The 20,544-nt window shown below is 70.0% G+C and carries 18 protein-coding genes; 5 read left to right on the top strand and 13 right to left on the bottom strand.

The window, feature by feature from the left end; all coding sequences use genetic code 11:
- Positions 1–136: 136 nt before the first annotated feature.
- The 6 genes from proB to NLX83_RS16960 form a co-directional block, all read right to left on the bottom strand.
- Entirely contained in the window at positions 137–1,264 is a 1,128-nt protein-coding gene (gene proB, locus NLX83_RS16985) for a glutamate 5-kinase (RefSeq protein WP_254235815.1), read from the bottom strand.
- Positions 1,261–2,709, bottom strand: a complete 1,449-nt coding sequence (gene obgE, locus NLX83_RS16980; protein WP_254235814.1) for a GTPase ObgE — start codon at positions 2,707–2,709, stop codon at positions 1,261–1,263. The genes proB and obgE overlap by 4 nt, the downstream gene beginning before the upstream one ends.
- A 74-nt stretch (positions 2,710–2,783) precedes the next feature.
- A complete protein-coding gene (gene rpmA, locus NLX83_RS16975; RefSeq protein WP_030426457.1) occupies positions 2,784–3,041 on the bottom strand; it encodes a 50S ribosomal protein L27 in 258 nt (85 codons plus the stop codon).
- 14 nt (positions 3,042–3,055) lie between these two features.
- The gene (gene rplU / locus NLX83_RS16970) at positions 3,056–3,364 is read right to left on the bottom strand and encodes a 50S ribosomal protein L21 (RefSeq protein ID WP_086825198.1); all 309 of its coding nucleotides are present in this window, start codon (positions 3,362–3,364) and stop codon (positions 3,056–3,058) included.
- A gap of 268 nt (positions 3,365–3,632) precedes the next feature.
- Complete coding sequence (locus NLX83_RS16965) at positions 3,633–6,485, bottom strand: translation initiation factor IF-2 N-terminal domain-containing protein (protein WP_254235813.1); 2,853 nt, start codon at positions 6,483–6,485, stop codon at positions 3,633–3,635.
- A 182-nt stretch (positions 6,486–6,667) separates the two neighbouring features.
- Positions 6,668–7,438 (bottom strand): TIGR03936 family radical SAM-associated protein, encoded by a 771-nt coding sequence (locus NLX83_RS16960; protein ID WP_254235812.1) that lies wholly within the window; start codon positions 7,436–7,438, stop codon positions 6,668–6,670.
- Between the two features lie 215 nt (positions 7,439–7,653).
- On the opposite strand from NLX83_RS16960, the gene NLX83_RS16955 reads away from it, so the two are divergent.
- Both NLX83_RS16955 and NLX83_RS16950 read left to right on the top strand, forming a co-directional pair.
- Entirely contained in the window at positions 7,654–9,057 is a 1,404-nt protein-coding gene (locus NLX83_RS16955) for a S8 family peptidase (RefSeq protein WP_254235811.1), read from the top strand.
- Complete coding sequence (locus NLX83_RS16950) at positions 9,057–9,557, top strand: DUF6578 domain-containing protein (protein ID WP_254235810.1); 501 nt, start codon at positions 9,057–9,059, stop codon at positions 9,555–9,557. The genes NLX83_RS16955 and NLX83_RS16950 overlap by 1 nt, the downstream gene beginning before the upstream one ends.
- On the opposite strand, the gene NLX83_RS16945 is transcribed toward NLX83_RS16950, so the two are convergent.
- The 5 genes from NLX83_RS16945 to NLX83_RS16925 all read right to left on the bottom strand — a co-directional run bounded on the left by NLX83_RS16945 (position 9,544) and on the right by NLX83_RS16925 (position 15,267).
- Positions 9,544–11,508, bottom strand: coding sequence for a TIGR03960 family B12-binding radical SAM protein (locus tag NLX83_RS16945; RefSeq protein WP_254235809.1), 1,965 nt, complete (start codon positions 11,506–11,508; stop codon positions 9,544–9,546). The two genes, NLX83_RS16950 and NLX83_RS16945, sit on opposite strands and share 14 nt — an antisense overlap.
- A gap of 67 nt (positions 11,509–11,575) precedes the next feature.
- Positions 11,576–12,499, bottom strand: coding sequence for a hypothetical protein (locus NLX83_RS16940; RefSeq protein ID WP_254235808.1), 924 nt, complete (start codon positions 12,497–12,499; stop codon positions 11,576–11,578).
- 160 nt (positions 12,500–12,659) lie between these two features.
- Positions 12,660–13,490 carry an ABC transporter permease gene (locus NLX83_RS16935; protein ID WP_254235807.1) on the bottom strand — a complete coding sequence of 277 codons (831 nt, stop codon included), beginning with the start codon at positions 13,488–13,490 and terminating at the stop codon, positions 12,660–12,662.
- A gap of 9 nt (positions 13,491–13,499) precedes the next feature.
- The gene (locus NLX83_RS16930; protein ID WP_254235806.1) at positions 13,500–14,324 is read right to left on the bottom strand and encodes an ABC transporter permease; all 825 of its coding nucleotides are present in this window, start codon (positions 14,322–14,324) and stop codon (positions 13,500–13,502) included.
- 10 nt (positions 14,325–14,334) lie between these two features.
- A complete protein-coding gene (locus tag NLX83_RS16925) occupies positions 14,335–15,267 on the bottom strand; it encodes an ABC transporter ATP-binding protein (protein WP_254235805.1) in 933 nt (310 codons plus the stop codon).
- A gap of 163 nt (positions 15,268–15,430) precedes the next feature.
- On the opposite strand from NLX83_RS16925, the gene NLX83_RS16920 reads away from it, so the two are divergent.
- From NLX83_RS16920 to NLX83_RS16910, 3 genes are read left to right on the top strand one after another with little or no spacing between them, the layout of a single operon-like run.
- Positions 15,431–16,621 (top strand): lipase family protein, encoded by a 1,191-nt coding sequence (locus NLX83_RS16920; protein ID WP_254235804.1) that lies wholly within the window; start codon positions 15,431–15,433, stop codon positions 16,619–16,621.
- Positions 16,622–16,630: 9 nt separating this feature from the next.
- On the top strand, positions 16,631–18,115 hold the full coding sequence (locus tag NLX83_RS16915) for an AMP-dependent synthetase/ligase (protein WP_254235803.1): 1,485 nt from the start codon (positions 16,631–16,633) through the stop codon (positions 18,113–18,115).
- The gene (locus tag NLX83_RS16910) at positions 18,112–18,750 is read left to right on the top strand and encodes a TetR/AcrR family transcriptional regulator (RefSeq protein WP_254235802.1); all 639 of its coding nucleotides are present in this window, start codon (positions 18,112–18,114) and stop codon (positions 18,748–18,750) included. The genes NLX83_RS16915 and NLX83_RS16910 overlap by 4 nt, the downstream gene beginning before the upstream one ends.
- Positions 18,751–18,771: 21 nt before the next feature.
- Here NLX83_RS16910 and ndk read toward each other — a convergent pair whose 3' ends face one another.
- Both ndk and NLX83_RS16900 read right to left on the bottom strand, forming a co-directional pair.
- Entirely contained in the window at positions 18,772–19,182 is a 411-nt protein-coding gene (gene ndk, locus NLX83_RS16905) for a nucleoside-diphosphate kinase (RefSeq protein WP_254235801.1), read from the bottom strand.
- A gap of 54 nt (positions 19,183–19,236) precedes the next feature.
- Positions 19,237–20,487: a cytochrome P450 gene (locus NLX83_RS16900; protein WP_254235800.1), complete on the bottom strand. Its 1,251-nt coding sequence runs from the start codon at positions 20,485–20,487 to the stop codon at positions 19,237–19,239.
- Positions 20,488–20,544: the final 57 nt, after the last annotated feature.

Genomic DNA, 20,544 nt, shown 5'->3' with positions numbered 1-20,544 from the left:
ATGCGCTGAACGAGTCGTTCGGGGACCCCAATGCCCTGAACGACTCGTTCAGGGAATCTAACGCCCCGAACGACTCGTTCAGGGCGTTCAAGTACCCCAATGACTCGTTCAGGGTGAACGTGGGGGGAGGAGGGGGTTAGGGGCGGAGAGGGACTAGGTCGTCGGCGTGGACGACTTCGCGGCGTTGCTCCGGTGGCAGTTCGTGGCTGGAGTGACCGATCAGCGCGGGTAGCTCCGCCGCGTCGAAGGCCACCGCGCCCCGGGCCACCACCACTCCGGCGGCGTTCAGCAGCTCCACCACGTCGCCGGCCTCGAAGTCGCCGTCGACGGCGGTGATGCCCGCGGCGAGCAGCGAACGACGCCGACCCACCACCGCGGCGACAGCGCCGTCGTCGAGGTGCAGGTGGCCGACCGCGTCGGCGGCGTGGGCCAGCCAGAAGCGGCGCGCGGACATCCTGGGGCCGGTCGCAGCGAACACAGTGCCCACCGCACCGGAGGCCAACGCGGGTCCCGCAGCGGCGGCGGCGGTCAGCAGCACCGGAATCCCCGCCGCGGCGGCAAGACGAGCCGCGGCGAGTTTCGAAGCCATACCACCGGTTCCGAGGCCGGAGCCCACCGCCGCGACGTCCACACCGTCCACATCGGACTGACCGAGGACTTCGGGGATCAGCGAGGAGCCTGGCAGGCGAGGATCTCCGTCGTACAGACCGTCCACATCGGACAGCAGAACCAACGCGTCCGCGCCGACCAAGTGCGCCACCAGGGCGGCGAGCCGGTCATTGTCGCCGAAGCGGATCTCGTCCGTGGCAACGGTGTCGTTCTCGTTCACCACCGGCACCACGCCGAGAGCCAGCAACCGAGAGAACGTCCGCTGCGCGTTGCGGTAGTGCGCGCGCCGCACCACGTCGTCGGCGGTCAGCAGGACTTGGCCGACCGTAAGCGAGTGCCGCGCGAAGGACGCGGCGTAGGCGTGCGCGAGCTGGAGCTGCCCGACGCTCGCCGCGGCCTGCTGCGTGGCCAGGTCGCGCGGGCGCTTCGCCAGCCCCAACGGGGCGAGCCCCGCCGCAATCGCACCGGAGGACACCAGGACGACCTGGCTGCCCGCCCCGCACCGCGCGGCGAGCGCGTCGACCAACCCGTCCAGCCTGCTCGTGTCGAGGCCGCCCTCGGCCGTGGTCAGCGAGGACGACCCCACCTTGACCACGACCCTGCGGGCCCCCGCGATTGTGGCGCGGGCCGGAGAGACAGTGGTTGAGGGGTTCACTCCTCCCCCTCTTCCTCCTCGCCGACGAGCCCGCGGCGCACCCGGCGGGCCTGCTTCCGGTCGGCGGCCGAGATCCGGTCGCTGCGGTCCAGCCGCGGGTCCTCTCCGCGCACCTCCATGGCGAGCGCGATGCCCGCGGGCGTCGTCGGCTCCCAGTCGAAGGTCATCTCGCCGATGGTGACCGCGCAGCCGGGCTCCGCGCCCCGCCGCGCCAGCTCCTCCTCGACCCCGAGCCGGGCGAGCCGGTCGGCCAGGTAGCCGACGGCCTCGCTGTTGCCGAAGTAGGTCTGGAGCACCCAGCGCTCCGGCCGCTCGCCGCGGACGATGAAGCCCCCGGGGTTCTCCGGGTCCGGCTCGACGCTGAAGCCGGTCTCGTTGACCGCCTTCGGCCGCAGCACGACGCGGGTGTTCTCCTCGACCGGCTTGTTGGCGCGGTAGTCCTCGACCACCTTGCCCATGGCGAAGGTCAGCTCGCGCAGGCCCTCGCGGCTGGCCGTGGAGATCTTGAACACGGGCAGGCCGCGCTCCTTCAACTCGGCCTCGACGAGCTCGGCCATGTCCCGGCCCTCGGGGATGTCGATCTTGTTGAGCACGACCATCCTGGGCCGCTCGGCCAGGTCACCGCCGAGCGAGGGCGTGTAGAGCGCCAGCTCCCGCTCCAGGGCGTCGATATCGGAGATCGGGTCGCGGTCCGGCTCGTAGGTCGCGCAGTCGATGACGTGCACCAGCACCGCGCACCGCTCGATGTGCCGGAGGAAGTCCAGCCCGAGTCCCTTGCCCTGGCTCGCCCCGGGGATCAGCCCCGGCACGTCGGCCACGGTGAACACCGTCTCGCCCGCGGTCACCACGCCGAGGTTGGGCACCAGGGTGGTGAACGGGTAGTCGGCGATCTTGGGCCGGGCCGCGGAGAGCACCGCGATCAGCGAGGACTTGCCCGCGGAGGGGAAGCCGAGCAGGCCGACGTCGGCGACCGACTTCAGCTCCAGGACCAGGTCCCTGCGCTCGCCGGGCTCGCCGAGCAGCGCGAAGCCGGGGGCCTTGCGCGCCTTGGAGGACAGCGCGGCGTTGCCGAGGCCACCGCGGCCGCCCTGCGCCGCGATCAACCGGGTGCCCTCACCGACGAGGTCGGCGATGACCTCGCCGTCCTCGCTCATCACCACGGTGCCGTTGGGCACCCGCAGTTCCAGGCTGGCGCCCATCGCGCCGTTGCGCATGCCTCCCTGGCCTTGCTTGCCGTTGCCCCCGGTGTGGTGCGGGCGGAAGTGGAAGTCGAGCAGCGTGTGCACGCTGGAGTCCACGACGAGCACGACGTCGCCGCCGTTGCCCCCGTTGCCCCCGTCCGGCCCGCCGAGCGGCTTGAACTTCTCCTTGTGCACCGAGGCGCACCCGTTGCCGCCCTCACCGCCCGCCGCGTGCAGGACCACGCGATCGACGAACCGCGACACGACTTCCTCCTAGAAACGCACTTCAGGGGCGGTCCGGTGACCCGGCCCCGCCCCTGAAGTAATTCGGTGAGGCTTTAGGCCTCGACCGGAACGATGTTCACGGTCTTGCGACCGCGCTTGATGCCGAACTTGACCGCACCGGCGGCCAGCGCGAACAGGGTGTCGTCGCTGCCGCGGCCGACGTCGACACCCGGGTGGAACTTGGTACCGCGCTGACGGACGAGGATCTCGCCCGCGCTGACGACCTGACCACCAAAGCGCTTCACGCCGAGCCGCTGGGCGTTGGAGTCGCGGCCGTTACGAGAGCTGGATGCACCCTTTTTGTGTGCCATGGCTGGTCAGACCCTCACTTGTTGATGCCGGTGACCTCGACACGGGTCAGCCGCTGACGGTGACCCTGCCGCTTGTGGTAGCCGGTCTTGTTCTTGAACTTGTGGATGACAATCTTGGGACCCTTGGTCTGCTCGACGACCTTGCCGGTCACGGCGACCTTGCCGAGGGTGTCGGTGTCAGCGATCACATCGCCGCCGTCGACGACGAGCAGCGCCGGGAAGTTGACCTCGGTGCCCGGCTCGCCTTCGAGCTTCTCGACCTCGACGACGTCCCCGACAGCCACCTTGTACTGCTTGCCGCCGGTCTTGACGATCGCGTACATGGTTCGGAAGTCTCCTGCTGCTCGGTGTCGGTATCGCGCTCTGGTTCTTCCGCGATGGGACGACGCGTGCGTTGCCACAGCACATTGGCGGGCTTTCGCACAACAGAACCCGCCTGATGGCGGGCCGTACGACAGAGTACGGGGCGGCTGGGAACAGGGTCAAACCGGGTGGTCCACGACCCAGTCACACCCGCCCTGAACAGCACTGGGTTCACGAGAACGCCCGCCGATGCTGACATCGGCGGGCGTTCTCACGCGGTGCGTGGGCTCAGGCTTCCTTGGCCGCGCCCTGCGGCGGGCCCGCGGGCCGCGACGCGGCGCGACGGGAGGTGCGGCGACGCGTGGTCACCGACACCGCCGCCACGGGGTCCTGAGACGGCGCTGAGGACGCTGAGGGCTCCTCGGGCGCCGGTTCCTCGGCCTTGGCCGCGGGGGCCGTCGCCGCGTTCTCCTCGCGCGGAGTGGCGATCAGCACCTCCGGCTCGGCCGCCTGCTCCTTGGGCGGGCCGGACGGGCGCTCGCTGCTGCGGCGCCTGCGCTGGCGGCGGCGCTCGGTCGCGGGCGGGGCCGCCTCGGCGACCTCGGCGACGACCTCGGGCTCGCTCACCGGCTCGGCGGTGGGCTCCTGAACGGGCTCGGGAGCCCGCTCCGGCGCCTCGGCCGCGACCGGCTCGGGCTGGGCGGGCGGCTCTTCGGCCTTCTTCTCCGCGGCCTCCGCCTCGGCCTGGGCCGCTTCGGCGTTGGCGCGGTTGCGCTGGCGCTGCCGCTTGCTCTCGCCCTTGCCGCTACCGCTGTTCCCGTTGCCACTGCCGTTGCCGTGGTTGTGCGAGCCGTTGCCACCGCCGTTGGTGATGTCGGTGGTGACCACGAGGCCGCGTCCCCGGCAGTGCTCGCAGGTGCTGCTGAAAGCCTCCAGCAGACCGGTGCCCACCCGCTTGCGGGTCATCTGCACCAGGCCCAGCGAGGTCACCTCGGCGACCTGGTGCCGGGTCCGGTCGCGGCCCAGGCACTCGGTCAGCCTGCGCAGCACCAGGTCCCGGTTGGACTCCAGCACCATGTCGATGAAGTCGATGACGATGATGCCGCCGATGTCGCGCAGCCGGAGCTGGCGGACGATCTCCTCGGCCGACTCCAGGTTGTTGCGGGTGACCGTCTCCTCCAGGTTGCCCCCGGAGCCGGTGAACTTGCCGGTGTTGACGTCGATCACGGTCATCGCCTCGGTGCGGTCGATGACCAGGTAGCCGCCGGAGGGCAGCCACACCTTGCGGTCCAGCGCCTTGGTGATCTGCTCGTTCACCCGGTACTCGGTGAACACGTCGTTGGCGCCCGCGTGCCTGCGCAGCCGCGACGCCAGGTCCGGGGCCACGTGCTGGACGTAGGGCTCGATCGTCTCCCAGGCGTGCGTGCCCTGGACCACCAGCGCCGAGAAGTCCTCCGTGAACATGTCCCGGATGACCTTGATCAGCAGGTCAGGCTCCTCGTAGAGCAGCGAGGGCGCGCCCGCCTTGGACACCCCGGGGGCGCCGTGGGCCTTGCCCTTGACGACCTCCCACTGCGCCTGCAGCCGGGTCACGTCGCGGGCGAGAGCCTCCTCGCTGACGCCCTCCGCCGCGGTGCGGATGATCACGCCCGCGTCGTCGGGGACGATCCGCTTGAGGATCTCCTTGAGCCTGCGCCGCTCCACGTCGGGCAGCTTGCGGCTGATGCCGGTGGCACCGCCGGCGGGCACGTAGACCAGGAAGCGGCCGGGCAGGCTGATCTGCGTGGTCAGCCGGGCGCCCTTGTGCCCGACCGGGTCCTTGGTGACCTGCACCAGCACGCTGTCGCCGGTGGACAGCGCCTGCTCGATCTTGCGGGACTTGCCCTCGAGACCGGCGGCGTCCCAGTCCACCTCGCCCGCGTAGAGCACCGCGTTGCGGCCGCGGCCGATGTCGACGAAGGCCGCCTCCATGCTGGGCAGCACGTTCTGCACGCGGCCCAGGTAGACGTTGCCGACCAGCGAACCCGAGCCCGCCGAGGTGACGAAGTGCTCGACCAGCACCCCGTCCTCCAGCACGGCGATCTGGATCCGCTCGCCCTGCTCGCGGACGACCATCTTGCGGTCGACGGCCTCGCGGCGGGCCAGGAACTCCGACTCGCTCAGGATCGGCGCGCGGCGGCGGCCCGCCTCGCGGCCGTCCCGGCGGCGCTGGCGCTTGGCCTCCAGCCGCGTCGAGCCCTTGACGCTGCGCACCTCGTCGTCGGAGGAGGTGGTCTCGCGCTCCGGCCGGCTCTCCCGGACGTGCACGACCGTGTTGGGCGGGTCGTCCTCGCGGGTCGTCGAGTCGTCCTCGGCGTTGCCCTTGCGGCGGCGGCGCCGCCTGCGGCGCTTGGTGCCACCCTCGTCCGAGTCGTCGGCGGAGTCCTCGGCCTCGGCGTCGTCCTGCTGCTCGGCCTCGGCGGAGACCGCGACGTGCGCGGGCAGCTCCTGGTCGGAGACGTCCTCGTCGTCGATGTCGTCGCCGAACTCGGACGGGCCCTTGCCCCGGCCACGGCCGCGGCGGCCGCGGCGACGACGGCGGCGGGTGCCCGCGTCGTCATCGCCGTCCTCGCCGCCCAGGTCCACATCGCCGGGCAGGTCGTCGACCTCGGTGGCGTCCGGGTCCAGGTCCGCCTCGGTCAGCGAGACCCGCTTGCGGCTGGGCCGCGCGGCCTTGCCGGACCGGCTCGCCTTCGCCGGGGCCTCCGGCTCGGCGGGCGCGGCCTCGGCGGGCTGCGGCGGCAGGAACAGGGCCTGCGGGGCGGCGAACAGCGGCGTCAGCGCGGCGGGCGCGGCGACCGGCTCGTCGTCGATGTCGTCGTCGATGTCGTCAACGTCGTCGACGTCCTCGACCACCTCGTCGGCGTCCTCGTCCGCGTCGCCCGCCAGGTGGTCGACGACCTGCGTCGCGACGTCCCTGGTGATGCTCGACTGCGCGCTGCTGACCGCGAAGCCCAGGTCGACCAGCGTGGCCATCACCTCGCGGCTGCTGGCACCCAGCAGCTTGGCGAGCGCGTGCACCCTCAGCTTGGCCGGAAGGTCAAGTCCGGGTGCGGTGCTGTCCCCGCCGGCGCCGCCGGCAGGGGTGTCAGTTTTCGGCATGTAGCTCCCTCGCCCCCGGGCGCGTCGATGGTTCCGACGCGGCCGCGCAGGGGCTCCTCTCTCGTCCAGTCGCCGCCGCGTGGGGCGGCGGAAATCCTGCCTACGTCACCCGTGGTTCCCGAATCGGTGGACACGGGCGCACAGGCAACAGGTCATCGCGCGATGACGCGCGGGCCCGACCCCTACTCCCCGACTGCAGGTATGCCGCTCGTGGCCCGAGTCGGCTCCCGGTCGTTGGTGAACGGGTCCGTGAGAGCTCCACCATCGTCGAGCCGCCCCTGAGCCATCCGGATCGCCTTCGCGGGTACCGGCGGTTGCAGGTCGGCGACGACGCGAAGCGCACTCAACACGTCATCCGGCCGGACAACAGGCTGTGTCTGCCGTACGACCGTGCTGAGTATCCCACACCTCCGGGTGCCCTCGGCTCCATCGCCCAGCCGAGTGGTAGTCACTTCAACTTCCCTGACGACCTCGGCGGAGACAATCGCAGCTCGCGCGTCGATGTCCTTCCGGCCGTCCTTGGTCAACTTCTGCACGACCACCTCGGGCGCGGCGAGCAGCAGCTCGACGGCCCGTCCCAGCTCATCGGGGTCGACGCCGGGCAACTCGATCCGCCACAGGCAGCCGTCGATGCGGTCGGCCAGCGAACCGCCCGCCGCTTCGACGGCCTCGATGACGTCCAGGCCCGGTGGCAGCGCCGTGTCCAGCTCCCTGGCCAACGCCGCCGCGTCGACCCGGTCCACCACCGACACCTCGACGTACTCCGCCTCGCTGGCCGTCCCGGTCGGCGCGGCGCCGATCCAGGACACCTTGGGGCGCGGGTTGAAGCCCTGCGAGTACGCCATCGGCACGCCCGCCCGCCGCAGCGCGCGCTCGAAGGTGCGCGCCACGTCACGGTGTGACGTGAAACGCAGGCGGCCCCGTTTGGCGTATTTGATGCGCAGCTTCTGCACGGGAGCGGCGGACGGGTTGGGTTGGTGCTGGGCGCTCAGGGCTGCTCCTCGGCGGAGGTCGTCTATCCAGGTACGTCGTCTAACCAGGCACGCCATTGTGCCCCGTTGCCCCTCGGGGACGCATTCAGGCCATCGCCCGCTTGTCTGCTCAGTGCATGGGTGGCTACCTTCCGGTTTCATCGAAGGAACCCGTACTCCCACCGATGGAGGTCTGCGTGCCGCTGACCCGCGGTAACGGAGCGCGCCGCGTCGCGGTCGGCTCCTTGCTGCTCGTGGCGGGACTGGTGGCGGCCCCGGGACCGGCGGGCGCGGCTCCTGAGCAGCAGTGCGGGATCGGGAAGACGCTGCGCTACATCGTGGTCTTCGACCAGGGCACCCGCGCCGAGGAGGCCCAGCGCCGGATCGGCGCGGCCTGCGGCGAGACCGTGACCTACTACGCGCAGATCGGCGTCGCCGTCGCCGGTTCGCGGGACCGCTCGTTCACCGACCGGCTGAACGACGCCCGCGCCTTCAGCACCCAGCAGGAGCTGGGCGGACAGGGTTCGGCGAGCCGGAAGAAGAACCGCACCCGGCTCACCGCGGCGATCAAGGCCAGCCCCTCGGTGGCCACCACCGACCGCTCCGGCGAGCAGTGGGACATGGCCATGATCAAGGCCGACGAGGCGCACCGGTACTCCACCGGCAGCCGCTCGGTGGTGGTCGGCGTGCTGGACTCCGGCATCGACGCGGGGCACCCGGACCTCGCCGCGGCGGTGGACGCCTCGGTCTCGGCGGGCTGCGTCACCGGCGCCCCGGACACCAAACGCGAGGCGTGGCAGCCCTCGGCCTTCGAGCACGGCACCCACGTCGCGGGCACCATCGCCGCGGCCAACGACGGCAAGGGCACCACGGGGGTCGCCCCTGGCGTGCGACTGGCGTCGGTCAAGGTGGTCGACGACGACGGCTACGTCTCCCCGGAGTCGGCCGTGTGCGGCTTCATGTGGGCGGCGACCAAGGGCATGCGCCTGGTCAACAGCAGCTTCACCGCCGGCCCGTGGACGTTGACCTGCAAGGACAGGGCCAGCGACCAGTGGGTGGTGCACGAGGCGATGCGCCGTGCGGTCACCTACGCCACCAACCGCGGCGTGCTGACCGTCGCGGCGATCGGCAACGAGGGCACCAACCTGGCCAGCACGAAGTGCGACGCGCTGCCGGGCGAACTGCGCGGCGTGATCGGCGTGTCCTCGATCGGCGCGGACGGCACGAAGGCCAGTTACAGCTCCTACGGCCTCGGCACCGCCGACCTCACGGCACCGGGCGGCGACCACCGGCAGAAGCCGCAGTCGTCCAACCAGGGCTGCGTGCTGTCCACGGTGCCCGCGGGCTACGGCTACTACTGCGGCACCTCGATGGCGACGCCGCACGTTGTGGGTGTCGCGGCGCTGCTGGCGTCACGCTTCCCGTCCGCTGGTCCTACGGCGCTGACGAAGATGTTGAGCAACCAGGCGGAAACGCTGCCCTGCCCGACTGACTACGACCTGAACGACGACGGTGTTCAAGACGCCGCGTGCTCCGGCTACGCGGACTACAACGGCTTCTACGGGCACGGTCTGGTCAACGCCCTGAACGCGGTGCGCTGATGGCGACGATCCCCGTCCTGATCGAGGACTGGCAGTACGAGTGCTGCGGTGACCCGTTCAAGATCGGTGACCGGGTGACCTGGCAGCTCTGCTACTTCAACGAGCTCGGCGAGTTGCTGAGCGAGGCCGAGCGCGCGCAGCTTTCCCTTGGTGTGGAAGCGATTCCGGACAGCGAGGACGCGCATCTGAACTCCGGGGAACTGCACGCGTTCTGGCGCAACCCGTCCACGAAGGACGGTCTGGTGGAGATCAGCGGGGTGCTGTACGAGGAGCACCACGACACCCACCCCGTGCCGAAGACGACCGGAACCATCAAGCGCATCCGGCGCCTGGCGATGCGGCACCGCCGCGAGGACGGCAACGTCTGGTACCGCGAACCGGGCACCGAGACGTTCACGGAGATGTGGGAGAGCGACCTCGAGCCCGATGCCCCAGCGGAGGCCGAGGAGGCGCGCTGGGGCATCGGGATGCTCGTCGATCTCGAGGTCAGCCTCCGCTGAACGCGGGGTTGCTGACCGGGGAACCCTTGCCGACCGGGGAGATCGGCAACAGCTTGCGTCCGGTCGGGCCGACCTGGATGTCGGTGTTCATCGCCGGGCACACCCCGCAGTCGAAGCACGGGGTCCAGCGGCAGTCGTCCTGCTCGTGCTCGTCCAGGGCGTCCTGCCAGTCCGACCAGAGCCACTCCTTGTCCAGGCCCGAGTCGAGGTGGTCCCAGGGCAGCACCTCGTTCTCGTCGCGCTCCCTGGTGGTGAACCAGTCCAGGTCCACGCCGAGCGGCTCCAGCTCCGAGGCGGCGGCGGAGACCCAGCGCTCGTAGGAGAAGTGCTCGCTCCAGCCGTCGAAGCGCCCGCCCTCGCGCCACACCCGCTCGATGACCCGGCCGATCCGGCGGTCACCGCGGGAGAGCAGTCCCTCGATCAGGCTGGGCTTGCCGTCGTGGTAGCGCATGCCGATGTTGCGGCCGAGCTTGCGGTCGGAGTTGACCGCCTCGCGCAGCTTGCGCAGCCGCGAGTCCACGGTGTCCGGATCGCACTGCGCGGCCCACTGGAACGGGGTGTGCGGCTTCGGCACGAACCCGCCGATGGAGATCGTGCAGCGGATGTCCTTGCGGCCCGAGGCTTCCCGGCCCGCGCGGATGACGTTCTTGGCCATCTCGGCGATCTGCAGGACGTCGTCGTCGGTCTCGGTCGGCAGGCCGCACATGAAGTACAGCTTCACCTGGCGCCAGCCGTTGGAGAAGGCGGCGCTGACCGTGCGGATCAGGTCCTCCTCGGAGACCATCTTGTTGATCACCCGGCGCAGCCGCTCGCTGCCGCCCTCCGGCGCGAAGGTCAGCCCGGACCGGCGGCCGTTGCGGGAGAGCTCGTTGGCCAGGTCGATGTTGAACGCGTCGACCCGGGTGCTCGGCAGGCTCAGCCCGGTGTTGGTGCCCTCGTAGCGGTCGGCGAGCCCCTTGGTCACCTCGGCGATCTCGGAGTGGTCGGCGCTGGAGAGCGAGAGCAGGCCGACCTCCTCGAAACCGGTCGCGGCCAGGCCCCGCTCGACCATCGCGCCGATGCCCTCGATGGAGCGCTCGCGCACCGGCCGCGTGATCATCCCGGCCTGGCAGAACCGGCAGCCGCGGGTGCAGCCGCGGAAGATCTCCACGCTCATCCGCTCGTGCACGCTCTCCGCGAGCGGGACCAGCGGCTGCTTCGGGTACGGCCACTCGTCGAGGTCCATGGTGGTGCGCTTGAAGACCCGGTACGGCACGCGGTCGGAGTTCGGCACGACCCGCTGGATGCGCCCGTCCGGCAGGTACTCCACGTCGTAGAGCTGCGGCACGTACACGCCGCCGGTCTCGGCGAGGCGGAGCAGGATCTCGCGGCGGCCGCCGGGGCTGCCCTCGTTCTTCCACCGCCGGACGATGTCGGTGATCTCCAGCACGGCTTCCTCGCCGTCGCCGAGCACCGCGCAGTCGACGAAGTCGGAGATCGGCTCCGGGTTGAACGCCGCGTGCCCGCCGGAGACGACGATCGGGTGCTCGTCGGTGCGGTCCACCGCGTGCAGCGGGATCTTCGCCAGGTCCAGGGCGTTGAGCAGGTTGGTGTAGCCCAGCTCCGTGGAGAAGCTGACCCCGAACAGGTCGAAGGCGCCGACCGGGCGGTGCGCGTCCACGGTGAACTGCGGGACGTCGTGCTCGCGCATCAGCGCTTCCATGTCCGGCCACACCGCGTAGGTGCGCTCGGCGAGCACGTCCTGCTGCTCGTTGAGGATCTCGTAGAGGATCATGACGCCCTGGTTGGGCAGGCCGACCTCGTAGGCGTCGGGGTACATCAGGCACCACCGCACGCACGTGTCTTCCCAGTCCTTGGAGGTGGCGTTCAGCTCGCCACCGACGTATTGGACCGGCTTCGACACCTGCGGCAGCAACGGCTCCAACTGGGCGAACACGGACTGCACACTCACACGACCAGGGTAGTTCCTCCGTCTTCAAGTACCACATACGCCGCCTAGAAGTGTCCGTAACCGCCCCCTACCTCCCCAGATGAACCCCCGTCCCACGACGCGCGCCCACCGTCCTCGACACGGACTCGACGAACCCCTTCGGCTGGTCGACCACGTCCCACCACGTGAAGCGGAGCAGGACCCACCCCAGCTCCACGAGGTCGTTCTGCCGAGTCCGATCGCGGAAGAGCGCTTCCGGCGCCGAGTGGACCGACCGGCCGTCGAACTCCAGCCCCACGCGTTCCTCCGGGAAGGCACCGTCCAGCCGGGCGATGAGGCGCCCGTCCGCTCCGAACACCTCGAACTGGGTCCGCGGCAGCGGCAGCCCGGCGTCGGCGAGGGTGAGCCTGGCCGCGGTCTCCAGGATCGACTCCGCGCGACCGTCCGAGCAGGCGAAGACCGCTTTGGCTCGGACGCATCCGGTACCGCCACGCCAGCGGGCAATGGCCTGCTCGACCCGATGGGGTGGGCACAGCCCGCGGCGAAAGGCGTCGTCGAGTGCCCACACCGCGGACAGCCTCTCCCGGTCGGCGGCAAGATCGGCGAGCGTGCGCGGCACCGTCGTCACGGGAATCCCTTGGCGTACCTCGACATCGCCCAACTCCAGGGCTCGGTTGTGGAACACCAGCTCCCGGCGGTCGCGCTTGCGGACATCGCCCGGCACGGTCACGTGCTCCCGCCTGCCGGTCTCCGGCACGGCGATCCCGTGGATGCGGGCCGCCGTGTCGTGGCTGGCCACGGCGCGCGGCACAGCGGAGCTCAGGATCGCGGCTCGCGCGATCGTCAGCGGTGGTGCGTCGATGTTCCTCGGCATGTAGATGCCGCGCTGCACTCGCCGAAGCCGACAGGACCGCAACGCGACGAGCAACGCGTCGGGGTCGACTTCGGCCAGCACGCGCTCGCGGATCAGCAGCCCGTCCGGCTCCAGCAGGGGTTTCCACCATTCGTCCATGTCCGTGAGGGTGACTCGTTCGGACCTGGGCCGGGGCACGGTGGCGGAGATCTGTGGATGGCCGGGGTGGTTGTGGACAACTCGGCGTACCTGGGTGGGGGGTGGGGGCGGTTAAAGACTGCTGGGGAGGGGGTCGGGGGTACTTGAAGACCGCCCTACGTCAGGTGAGGAGGAGTTTTCCGAGGCGGCGGGAGGCGTAGTAGAGGCCGATGGTGGCCATCACCGCGAAGTAGGCGACGTGGATCAGGGCGGACCAGCCGACAGCGCCAGTGGTGAGCGCGCGCATCAGTTCCACCGCGTGGTAGAGCGGCAGGCACTGCACCACGGCCTGGAGACCCTCGGGGTAGACCGAAAGCGGGTAGAACGTGGTGCAGAACAGGAACATCGGCAGGATCACCAGCTGGACCAGGTCGAAGTCCTGCCAGGAGCGCATGAACGTGGTCGCGGCCATGCCCACGGCGGCGAAGGCCAGCGCCACGAGCAGCGCGGCGGGCAGCGCGAGCAGGCCCCACGGCGAGGTGATCAGCCCCATCCCGAGCATCACCGCGAGGAAGCCCGCCGCGTAGACGCCGCCGCGCAGCAACGCCCACGCGATCTCGCCGATCGCCACGTCCACCGGGCCGAGCGGGGTGGCCAGCATGGCGTCGTAGAGCTTGGCGTACTTGAACTTGAAGAAGATGTTGAAGGTGGCGTCGTAGACCGCGCCGTTCATCGCGGAGGAGGCGAGCAGCGCCGGGGCCACGAAGGCCGCGTAGCTGATCACCTCACCGCCGGGGCCGATCACGTCGCCGACCAGGCTGCCGAACCCGACGCCCAGCGCGAGCAGGTAGAACAGCGGCTCGAAGAAGCCGGAGAAGATCACCAACCAGGCGCGGCGGTGCACCAGGAAGGAGCGCTCCACCAGCACGCTGGCCCTGCCCGCGTACAGGGAGCTGGGCAGGACGCGCAGCAGCAGGCCGGTGCGCGGCGGGGTCATCACATCACCAGTCATGTCGTCCCCTCACACCGTCAGCCGGACGCGGAAGTACTTGCGGGCCAGCACGAGGCCGACGACGACCCACACCAGCAGGTAGGCGAGGTGCCCGAGCGCGGGCAGGACTTCGAGCGTGCCGAAGGCCGCGCCCCTGGACAGCTCCGTGCCGTGCCAGAGCGGGGTGATCCACGCCAGCGGCTGGACGAACACGGGCAGCTGGGACACCGGGAAGAACGTGCCCGCGAACAGCGTCATCGGCATCACGACGAACCGGAACAGCAGGTTGAACTGCTGCCCCTCGTTCTCGATGGTCGCGGCGAAGGCGACGATGGGCGCCGCGAAGGCCAGCCCGGCGAGCACCGACACGAGCAGCGAGACGATCACGCTCGGGCCCTGGACCCCGCCGAAGAACGCCGCGACCACCATGAAGGCGACGCCGGAGAACAGCAGCCGGGCCGCCAGCCAGAGGAACCGGCCACCGAGGATCTGACCTGGGGTGACAGGCGTGGAAACAATTCCCCAGAACGTTTTTTGCCACTTGAAGGCGGACAGGATCGGGTAGGTCGAGTCCATCGCCGCGTTCTGCACCGCCGCCGACACCAGCAGGGCCGGGGCGAGGAACGCGATGTAGGTCGAGCCGCCCGGCACCGCGCCCGCGCGGATCTGCGTGCCCAGCCCGAGGCCGAGCGAGAGCAGGAACAGGATCGGCGTCACCACGCTGGAGAACACCGTGGCGCGCCAGTTGCGGCGGTACCACATCCACAGCCCCTCGACCACGAGCAGCGAGGCCCGCACCGAGCCGACGACGCGCCCGGTGGACCGGGCCGCCACAGGGTTCACGGTCACAGTCATCCCGGCCTCCTCAGTCCACCAGCGTGCGGCCGGTGAGCCGGAGGAACACGTCCTCCAGGCTGGACCTGCGGACCAGGCTGGCCACCGGCATCACCCCGCGCTGGTGCGCCGCGGCCAGGGCCGCCTCACCGTCGGCGGTGTAGAGCAGCAGCCGGTCGGGCAGCTCCTCGATGCGGTCGGCCAGGCCCTGCACGCTGGGCAGCGCCGCGTGCTGCTGGCCCGGGGCGAAGCGCAGCTCCAGCACCTCGCGGGTGGAGTACTTCGCGATCAGCTCAGCGGGCGAGCCCTCGGCGGCGATCTTGCCGCCGTCCATCACCACGAGCCGGTCGCAGAGCTGCTCGGCCTCGTCCATGTAGTGGGTGGTGACGATCAGCGTGACGCCCTGCTGCTTGAGCCGGAACAGCCGGTCCCACAACAGGTGCCGGGCCTGCGGGTCGAGGCCGGTGGTCGGCTCGTCGAGCAGCAGCAGCTCCGGGTCGTTGACCAGCGACCTGGCGATGGTGAGCCGCCGCTTCATCCCGCCGGAGAGCGGTTCGACCTGGTGGTCGGCGCGGTCGGTGAGCTGCGCGAAGTCCAGCAGCTCCTCGGCCTTCTCGCGCACGTGCCGCTTGGACAGGCCGAAGTAGCGGCCGTAGACGAAGAGGTTCTCCCGCACCGTCAGCTCGGTGTCGAGGTTGTCCTGCTGCGGCACCACACCCAGGCGGGCGCGCACGCGCGGACCGTTCACGTCGGGGTCGTCGCCGAGCACACTCAGCTCCCCGCCCGACCGCGGCGAGACGCACGCGATCATGCGCATCGTCGAGGACTTGCCCGCCCCGTTGGGCCCGAGGAAGCCGAACGCCTCCCCCGGCCGCACCTCGACATCGATCCCGTCCACGGCGGTGAAGTCGCCGAAGCGCTTCACCAGGCCGCGAGCTCGCACCAGCGAATCAACCCCAGTCACGCCACGGAGGCTAGCCGGAGGGTCTGACAGCGCCGAACGGTTTCCTGGATCGGTACGGACTGGTCAGTGTGCTTGCCAGATTGTACGGTCATCTGAAAAGAACTCTTACCAGCACTTGAGCTGCACTTTCCTTTCTTGTCGGCCTCACGAAAGGCTCAGACAAATGTTGCGAAGAAGCGCGATTCTCGCTGCCCTGATCGTCCTGCTCACCACCCTCACGACCGCCCCTGCGGCCACCGCGCTGACGGTCCCCAGCCCGACAGTGGACGCCTTCTACAAGCCACCCACTCCCCTCCCCGACGTCGTGCCCGGCACCGTGCTGCGCTCCCGCCAGGTAACGGTGAAAGCCCTGGTAGTCCCCGTTCCCACCAAGGCGCAACAAGTCCTCTACCGCTCCACTGACACCCACGGCCGCGCCAACGCCGTAGTGGCCACTGTGCTGACCCCGATCACACCGTGGCTTAGTGGCGGACCGCGGCCCGTAGTGGCCTACAACGTGGGCTCGCACGGCCTTAGCGCGAACTGCGCACCGTCGTACTGGCTACGACAAGGCATCGAGTACGAATTCGCCCTCCAGTCGCTCGCACTCGCCAAGGGCTGGGCCGTCGTGGTCACTGATTACGAAGGCTCCGCGACACCGAATCCGCACACCTACACCGCCGGACCCGCCACGGGCCACGCGGTCCTGGATGGAATCCGTGCCGCACAAGGGATTGTCGGCAAGGACGGCCCGGTCGGCATCTGGGGGTACTCGGAAGGCGGCCTCGCGTCCTCGTGGGCCGCGGAGCTGCAACCGACCTACGCGCCCGAGCTGAAGCTCAAAGGCGTTGCGGCAGGCGGAGTTCCGCCCAACATCGGCAACGTCGGCTACAAGATCGACGGCGGACCGTTCTTCGGCTTCTTCATCGCCGCGGCCACGGGGCTGAGCCAGGCGCACCCGGAGATGGGCCTCGAAGGCTTCCTCAACGACAAGGGGCGCAAGGCTTTTCAGCAGGTGAAGGACATGTGCCAGGTGCAGTGGACGCCTACGTACGCCTTCCACCGCATCTCGGAGTACACGACGGTCAGGGACCCGATCCAGCTCCCGCAGTTCCAAAAAGTGCTGGCGGCCAACGAACTCGGCAAGCGGAAGCCCGCAACGCCGATGTTCGTCTACCAGTCGGTGAACGACGAGATCATCCCGGTCACCGACGCCCGCGCACTCGTCGGGAAGTACTGCGCCGCGGGCACAACGGTGAGGTACACCGAGAGCTTCGTCAGTGAGCACATCTCGCTCGCGGTCACCGGCGCGCCCGGCGCCGTGGCCTGGCTCGCCGACCGCTTCGCGGGCAAGCCCGCCCCGAGCACCTGCTGAGGAGCTGAGATGGTCGCACTCCGTTTCAAGAGGGACGGCCGATGGCGCGAGCTGTCATACGAGGAACTCCACGACGAAGTGGCCCAAGTAGCCGGAGGTCTTGTCGCACAAGGAGTTCGCCCGGGAGACCGGGTCGCGGTCCTCGGCCAGACGAGTCCTGAGTGGACGATCTGCGACCTGGCCATCGACCGGATCGGCGCGGTGTGCGTCCCCATCTACCCGACGAGCTCGCCCCAGGAACGCGATTGGGTGCTCAGCGATTCGGGCGCGCGCCTGCTGGTCGAGCCGCCTGACCTCCCGCGCGGGGAACCGGTCGCCCCGGTTCCCCGCGGGGAGGACGACCCGAGCACGATCATCTACACGTCCGGGACGACGGGGCCTGCCAAGGGGTGCCTGTTGACGCCCGGAAATCTCCGTGCCGCAAGGGAATCCCTGGACAGCCTGATCACCGTGGGCGTGGGCGACGTCGTGTACCTCTACCTGCCGCTGGCACACCTGTTCGCGCGGATGACGCAGGCGATGACCCTGGCACGAGGGGCGACGCTGGCGTACTTCGGCGGCGACATCAAGGAGATCGTCACGGAGCTGACCGAGGTCAGGCCGACGCATCTTCCTTCGGTGCCAAGGCTTTTCGAGAAGGTCTACGCAAGGGTCACCGCGCTCACCGAGGGAATGGACCGCGCGCGCGTGCACGCCTTGGTGCGCGGTGCTTTCGGCGGGCGCTTGCGTGAGGCGTTAACGGGGGCCGCGCCGATCTCCCCGGAGATCCTCGAGTTCTTCGCCGCGTGCGGGGTCCCGGTCTACGAGGCGTACGGCATGACCGAGTCCACCGCGGTGATCAGCGCGAACGCGCCCGGGGCGGTGCGGTTCGGCAGCGTCGGCAAGCCGCTTCCCGGTGTCGAGGTGCGCATAGCCGAGGACGGAGAAGTGCTTGCCAAGGGCCGCAACGTGTTCGCCGGGTACCACCGCGACGAGGCGGCGAGCGGCGAGGCGCTGCGGGACGGCTGGCTGCACACCGGGGACCTCGGCGCCCTGGACGACGACGGCTACCTGCACATCACCGGCCGCAAGAAGGACCTGATCATCACCGCCGGCGGGAAGAACATTTCACCTTCCAACCTGGAAAACGACCTGCGCCGCAGCCCGTGGATCTCGCACGCGGTGATGTTCGGCGACCGCATGCCCTACGCCGTCGCGCTGATCACCTTGGACGCGGAGGAGATCCTGCCGTGGGCCAGGGAGAACGGGCTGCCGGAGGACATCGCCGAGCTGGCGCGCCACCCCAGGGTGCTCGCCGTGGTCGACGAGGTGGTCGCCGAGGCCAACTCCGGGTACTCGCCGCCGGAGCGGATTCGCCGGTTCACCGTGCTGGGCCACGACTTCAGCCAGGAGTCCGGGGAGCTGACGCCGACCATGAAACTGCGCAGGAAGGTGGTCCACGATCGGTACTCGGACCTGTTCTCCGAGCTGTACGGCGGTAATCTGCGATCATGACGGAGGCACAGCAACGGCACTACGGCGGGCGGTCGGCCGAGGACCGCCGCGCCGAGCGGCGCGAACGACTGATGACCGCTGGGCTGGAGCTGTTCGGCACCGAGGGCTACTCGGCGATCTCGATCGAGCGCCTGTGCTCCGCCGCTTCGGTGTCCACCAGGAACTTCTACGAGGAGTTCCCCAGCCGGGAAGCCCTGCTGATCGCGCTGCACGACCGCGTGCTGGACAACGCGCTGAGCGCGGTGGTGGCCGCGGCCGAGGAGGCCGGGCGGGAGGCGACCACGCTGACCAGGATCACCGCCCTGATCAACGCCTACGTGGCCACGACGGCCAGCGATCCCCGCTGGGCGCGGTTGTCCTATGTGGAGATCATCGGGGTGAGCCCGGCCGTCGAGCAGCACCGGATGGCCTGGCGGCGGCGCTGGTGGGCGTTGATCGAGGCGGAGGCGAAGCGGGCGGTGGACCGCGGCGAGGCCAAACCGAGGGACTTCCACCTGACCGCCGTCGCGTTCATCGGCGCGGTGAACGAACTGGTGCACTACTGGTCGGTCTGCGGGGCGCAGCGGCCGCTGTCCGAGGTGACCGACGAGCTGCTGCACCTGGCGATCACCAGCCTGACCGCCGACCGGGGCTAGGCCCCGGCCGGGCGGAACGGCTCAGAGACCAGCGAACCAGAGGTCGATCTCGCGCTTGGCGGACTCGGCCGAGTCGGAGCCGTGCACCAGGTTGTACTGGGTCTCCAGGCCGAAGTCGCCGCGCAGGGTGCCCGGGGTGGCCTTCTCGACCGGGTCGGTGCCGCCGGCCAGCTGGCGGAAGGCGGCCACGGCGCGCGGGCCCTCGACGACGAGCGCGACGACCGGGCCGGAGGTGATGAACTCCAGCAGGTCGCCGAAGAACGGGCGCTCGGAGTGCTCGGCGTAGTGCTGCTCGGCCAGCTCGCGGGTGACGTCGCGCAGCTCAAGGGCGACCAGCTTCAGGCCCTTGCGCTCGATGCGGGAAATGACCTCGCCGACCAGGCCGCGGGCCACACCGTCGGGCTTGACCAGGACAAGGGTGCGCTCGCTCACGGCGTTCCTACTCTTTCGTGCAAGTGGACGTTTCGGTGTGCGCAGGGTATCCGGTCAACTCCGCCACCTGATCGGCAGCCGTTTCAGGCCGTTCTGGAAGTTCGACCGCAGCCGCACCGGCTCGCCCGCGGGCTCCACCTCGCCGAGCAGGTCCAGCACGGCGCTGAAGATCGCGCGCATCTGCACCCTTGCCAGGTGCGCGCCGAGGCAGAAGTGCGGCCCGTGACCGAAGACCAGGTGGTCGTTGGGGCGGCGGCGGATGTCGAAGCGGTCCGGCTCGGCGAAGACCGCGGGATCGCGGTTGGCCGAGGAGAACCACACCACGACCTTGTCCCCGCGCCTGAGGCCCATGTCCGCGACGTCTTCCGTCGCGGTGCGCCGGAAATGCATCACCGGGGTCCACCAGCGCAGCATCTCCTCCACCGCGTCCGGCAGCAGCGACCGGTCGGCGAGCAGCGCGCGGTACTGCTCGGGATGGCTCATCAGCGCGACGAGCCCGCCGGGGATGCCGTTGCGCAGCGTCTCGTTGCCCGCCACGGAGAACAGCCAGAACAGGTTCTCGAACTCCTCGATGCCCACGTCCTGGCGCATCAGGTTGCTCATCACGTCAGGGCCGGGGTTGGCGCGCTTGTACTCGCCCAGCGCGTGCGCGTAGGCGTAGAGGTCCGGCATCCCGGCGCGCGTGCGCGGATCGGGCATCACGCCGTCACGTGGTCGCGGCGCGAGGGCCAACGCGGCTCGTGCCATGTCCGAAACGCGCGCGGGGTCGACCGTCGAGCTGACCGCGTACTCGGGGTCCTGGTAGCCGATGACGCGGTTGCTCCAATCGAACATCAGGCCCCTGTCCTGCTCGGGCACGCCGAAGACCTCCGCGAGGGTCAGCAACGGGAGATCGGCGGCGACCTTGGCGAAGTCGCACTCGCCGTTCCGGGCCACCGCACCCACGAGCTCATAGGCCCATGCCTGAATTCGGTCGGCGATCGCGGCGACGGCGCGCGGGGTGAACGCCTTGGTCAACAGGCCCCGCAGCCGGGTGTGCTCGGGTGGATCGAGGTTCAGCAGCATCCGCCGCACGTAGCGGAGGTCCTCCGGGGTCGCCGGATCACGGATCTGCGTGGCGCCGAGCTGCGAGGAGAACACCTTGGGGTCACGCAGAACCCGGCGCACCTCGGCGTGCCCGAACACCGCGAGGAACCCTTCGTCGGCCCACCGCACGGGCCCGTTCTCGCGGAGTTCCCGCAACCTGTCGTACGGGACTCCCCGCACGTACGTCTCCGGATCAAGCACGCTTCGCACGAATTCCATTGGAGCAGAAACGCAACGATCAGTGCGGCATCCGCGACAGAGAGCTACGAGAGGTGG

This window comes from Allokutzneria sp. A3M-2-11 16 (genome assembly GCF_024213555.1).
Lineage (GTDB): Bacteria > Actinomycetota > Actinomycetes > Mycobacteriales > Pseudonocardiaceae > Allokutzneria.
Note: the sequence above shows the minus strand (reverse complement) of the source record. Positions and strands in the feature narration are given on the sequence as shown.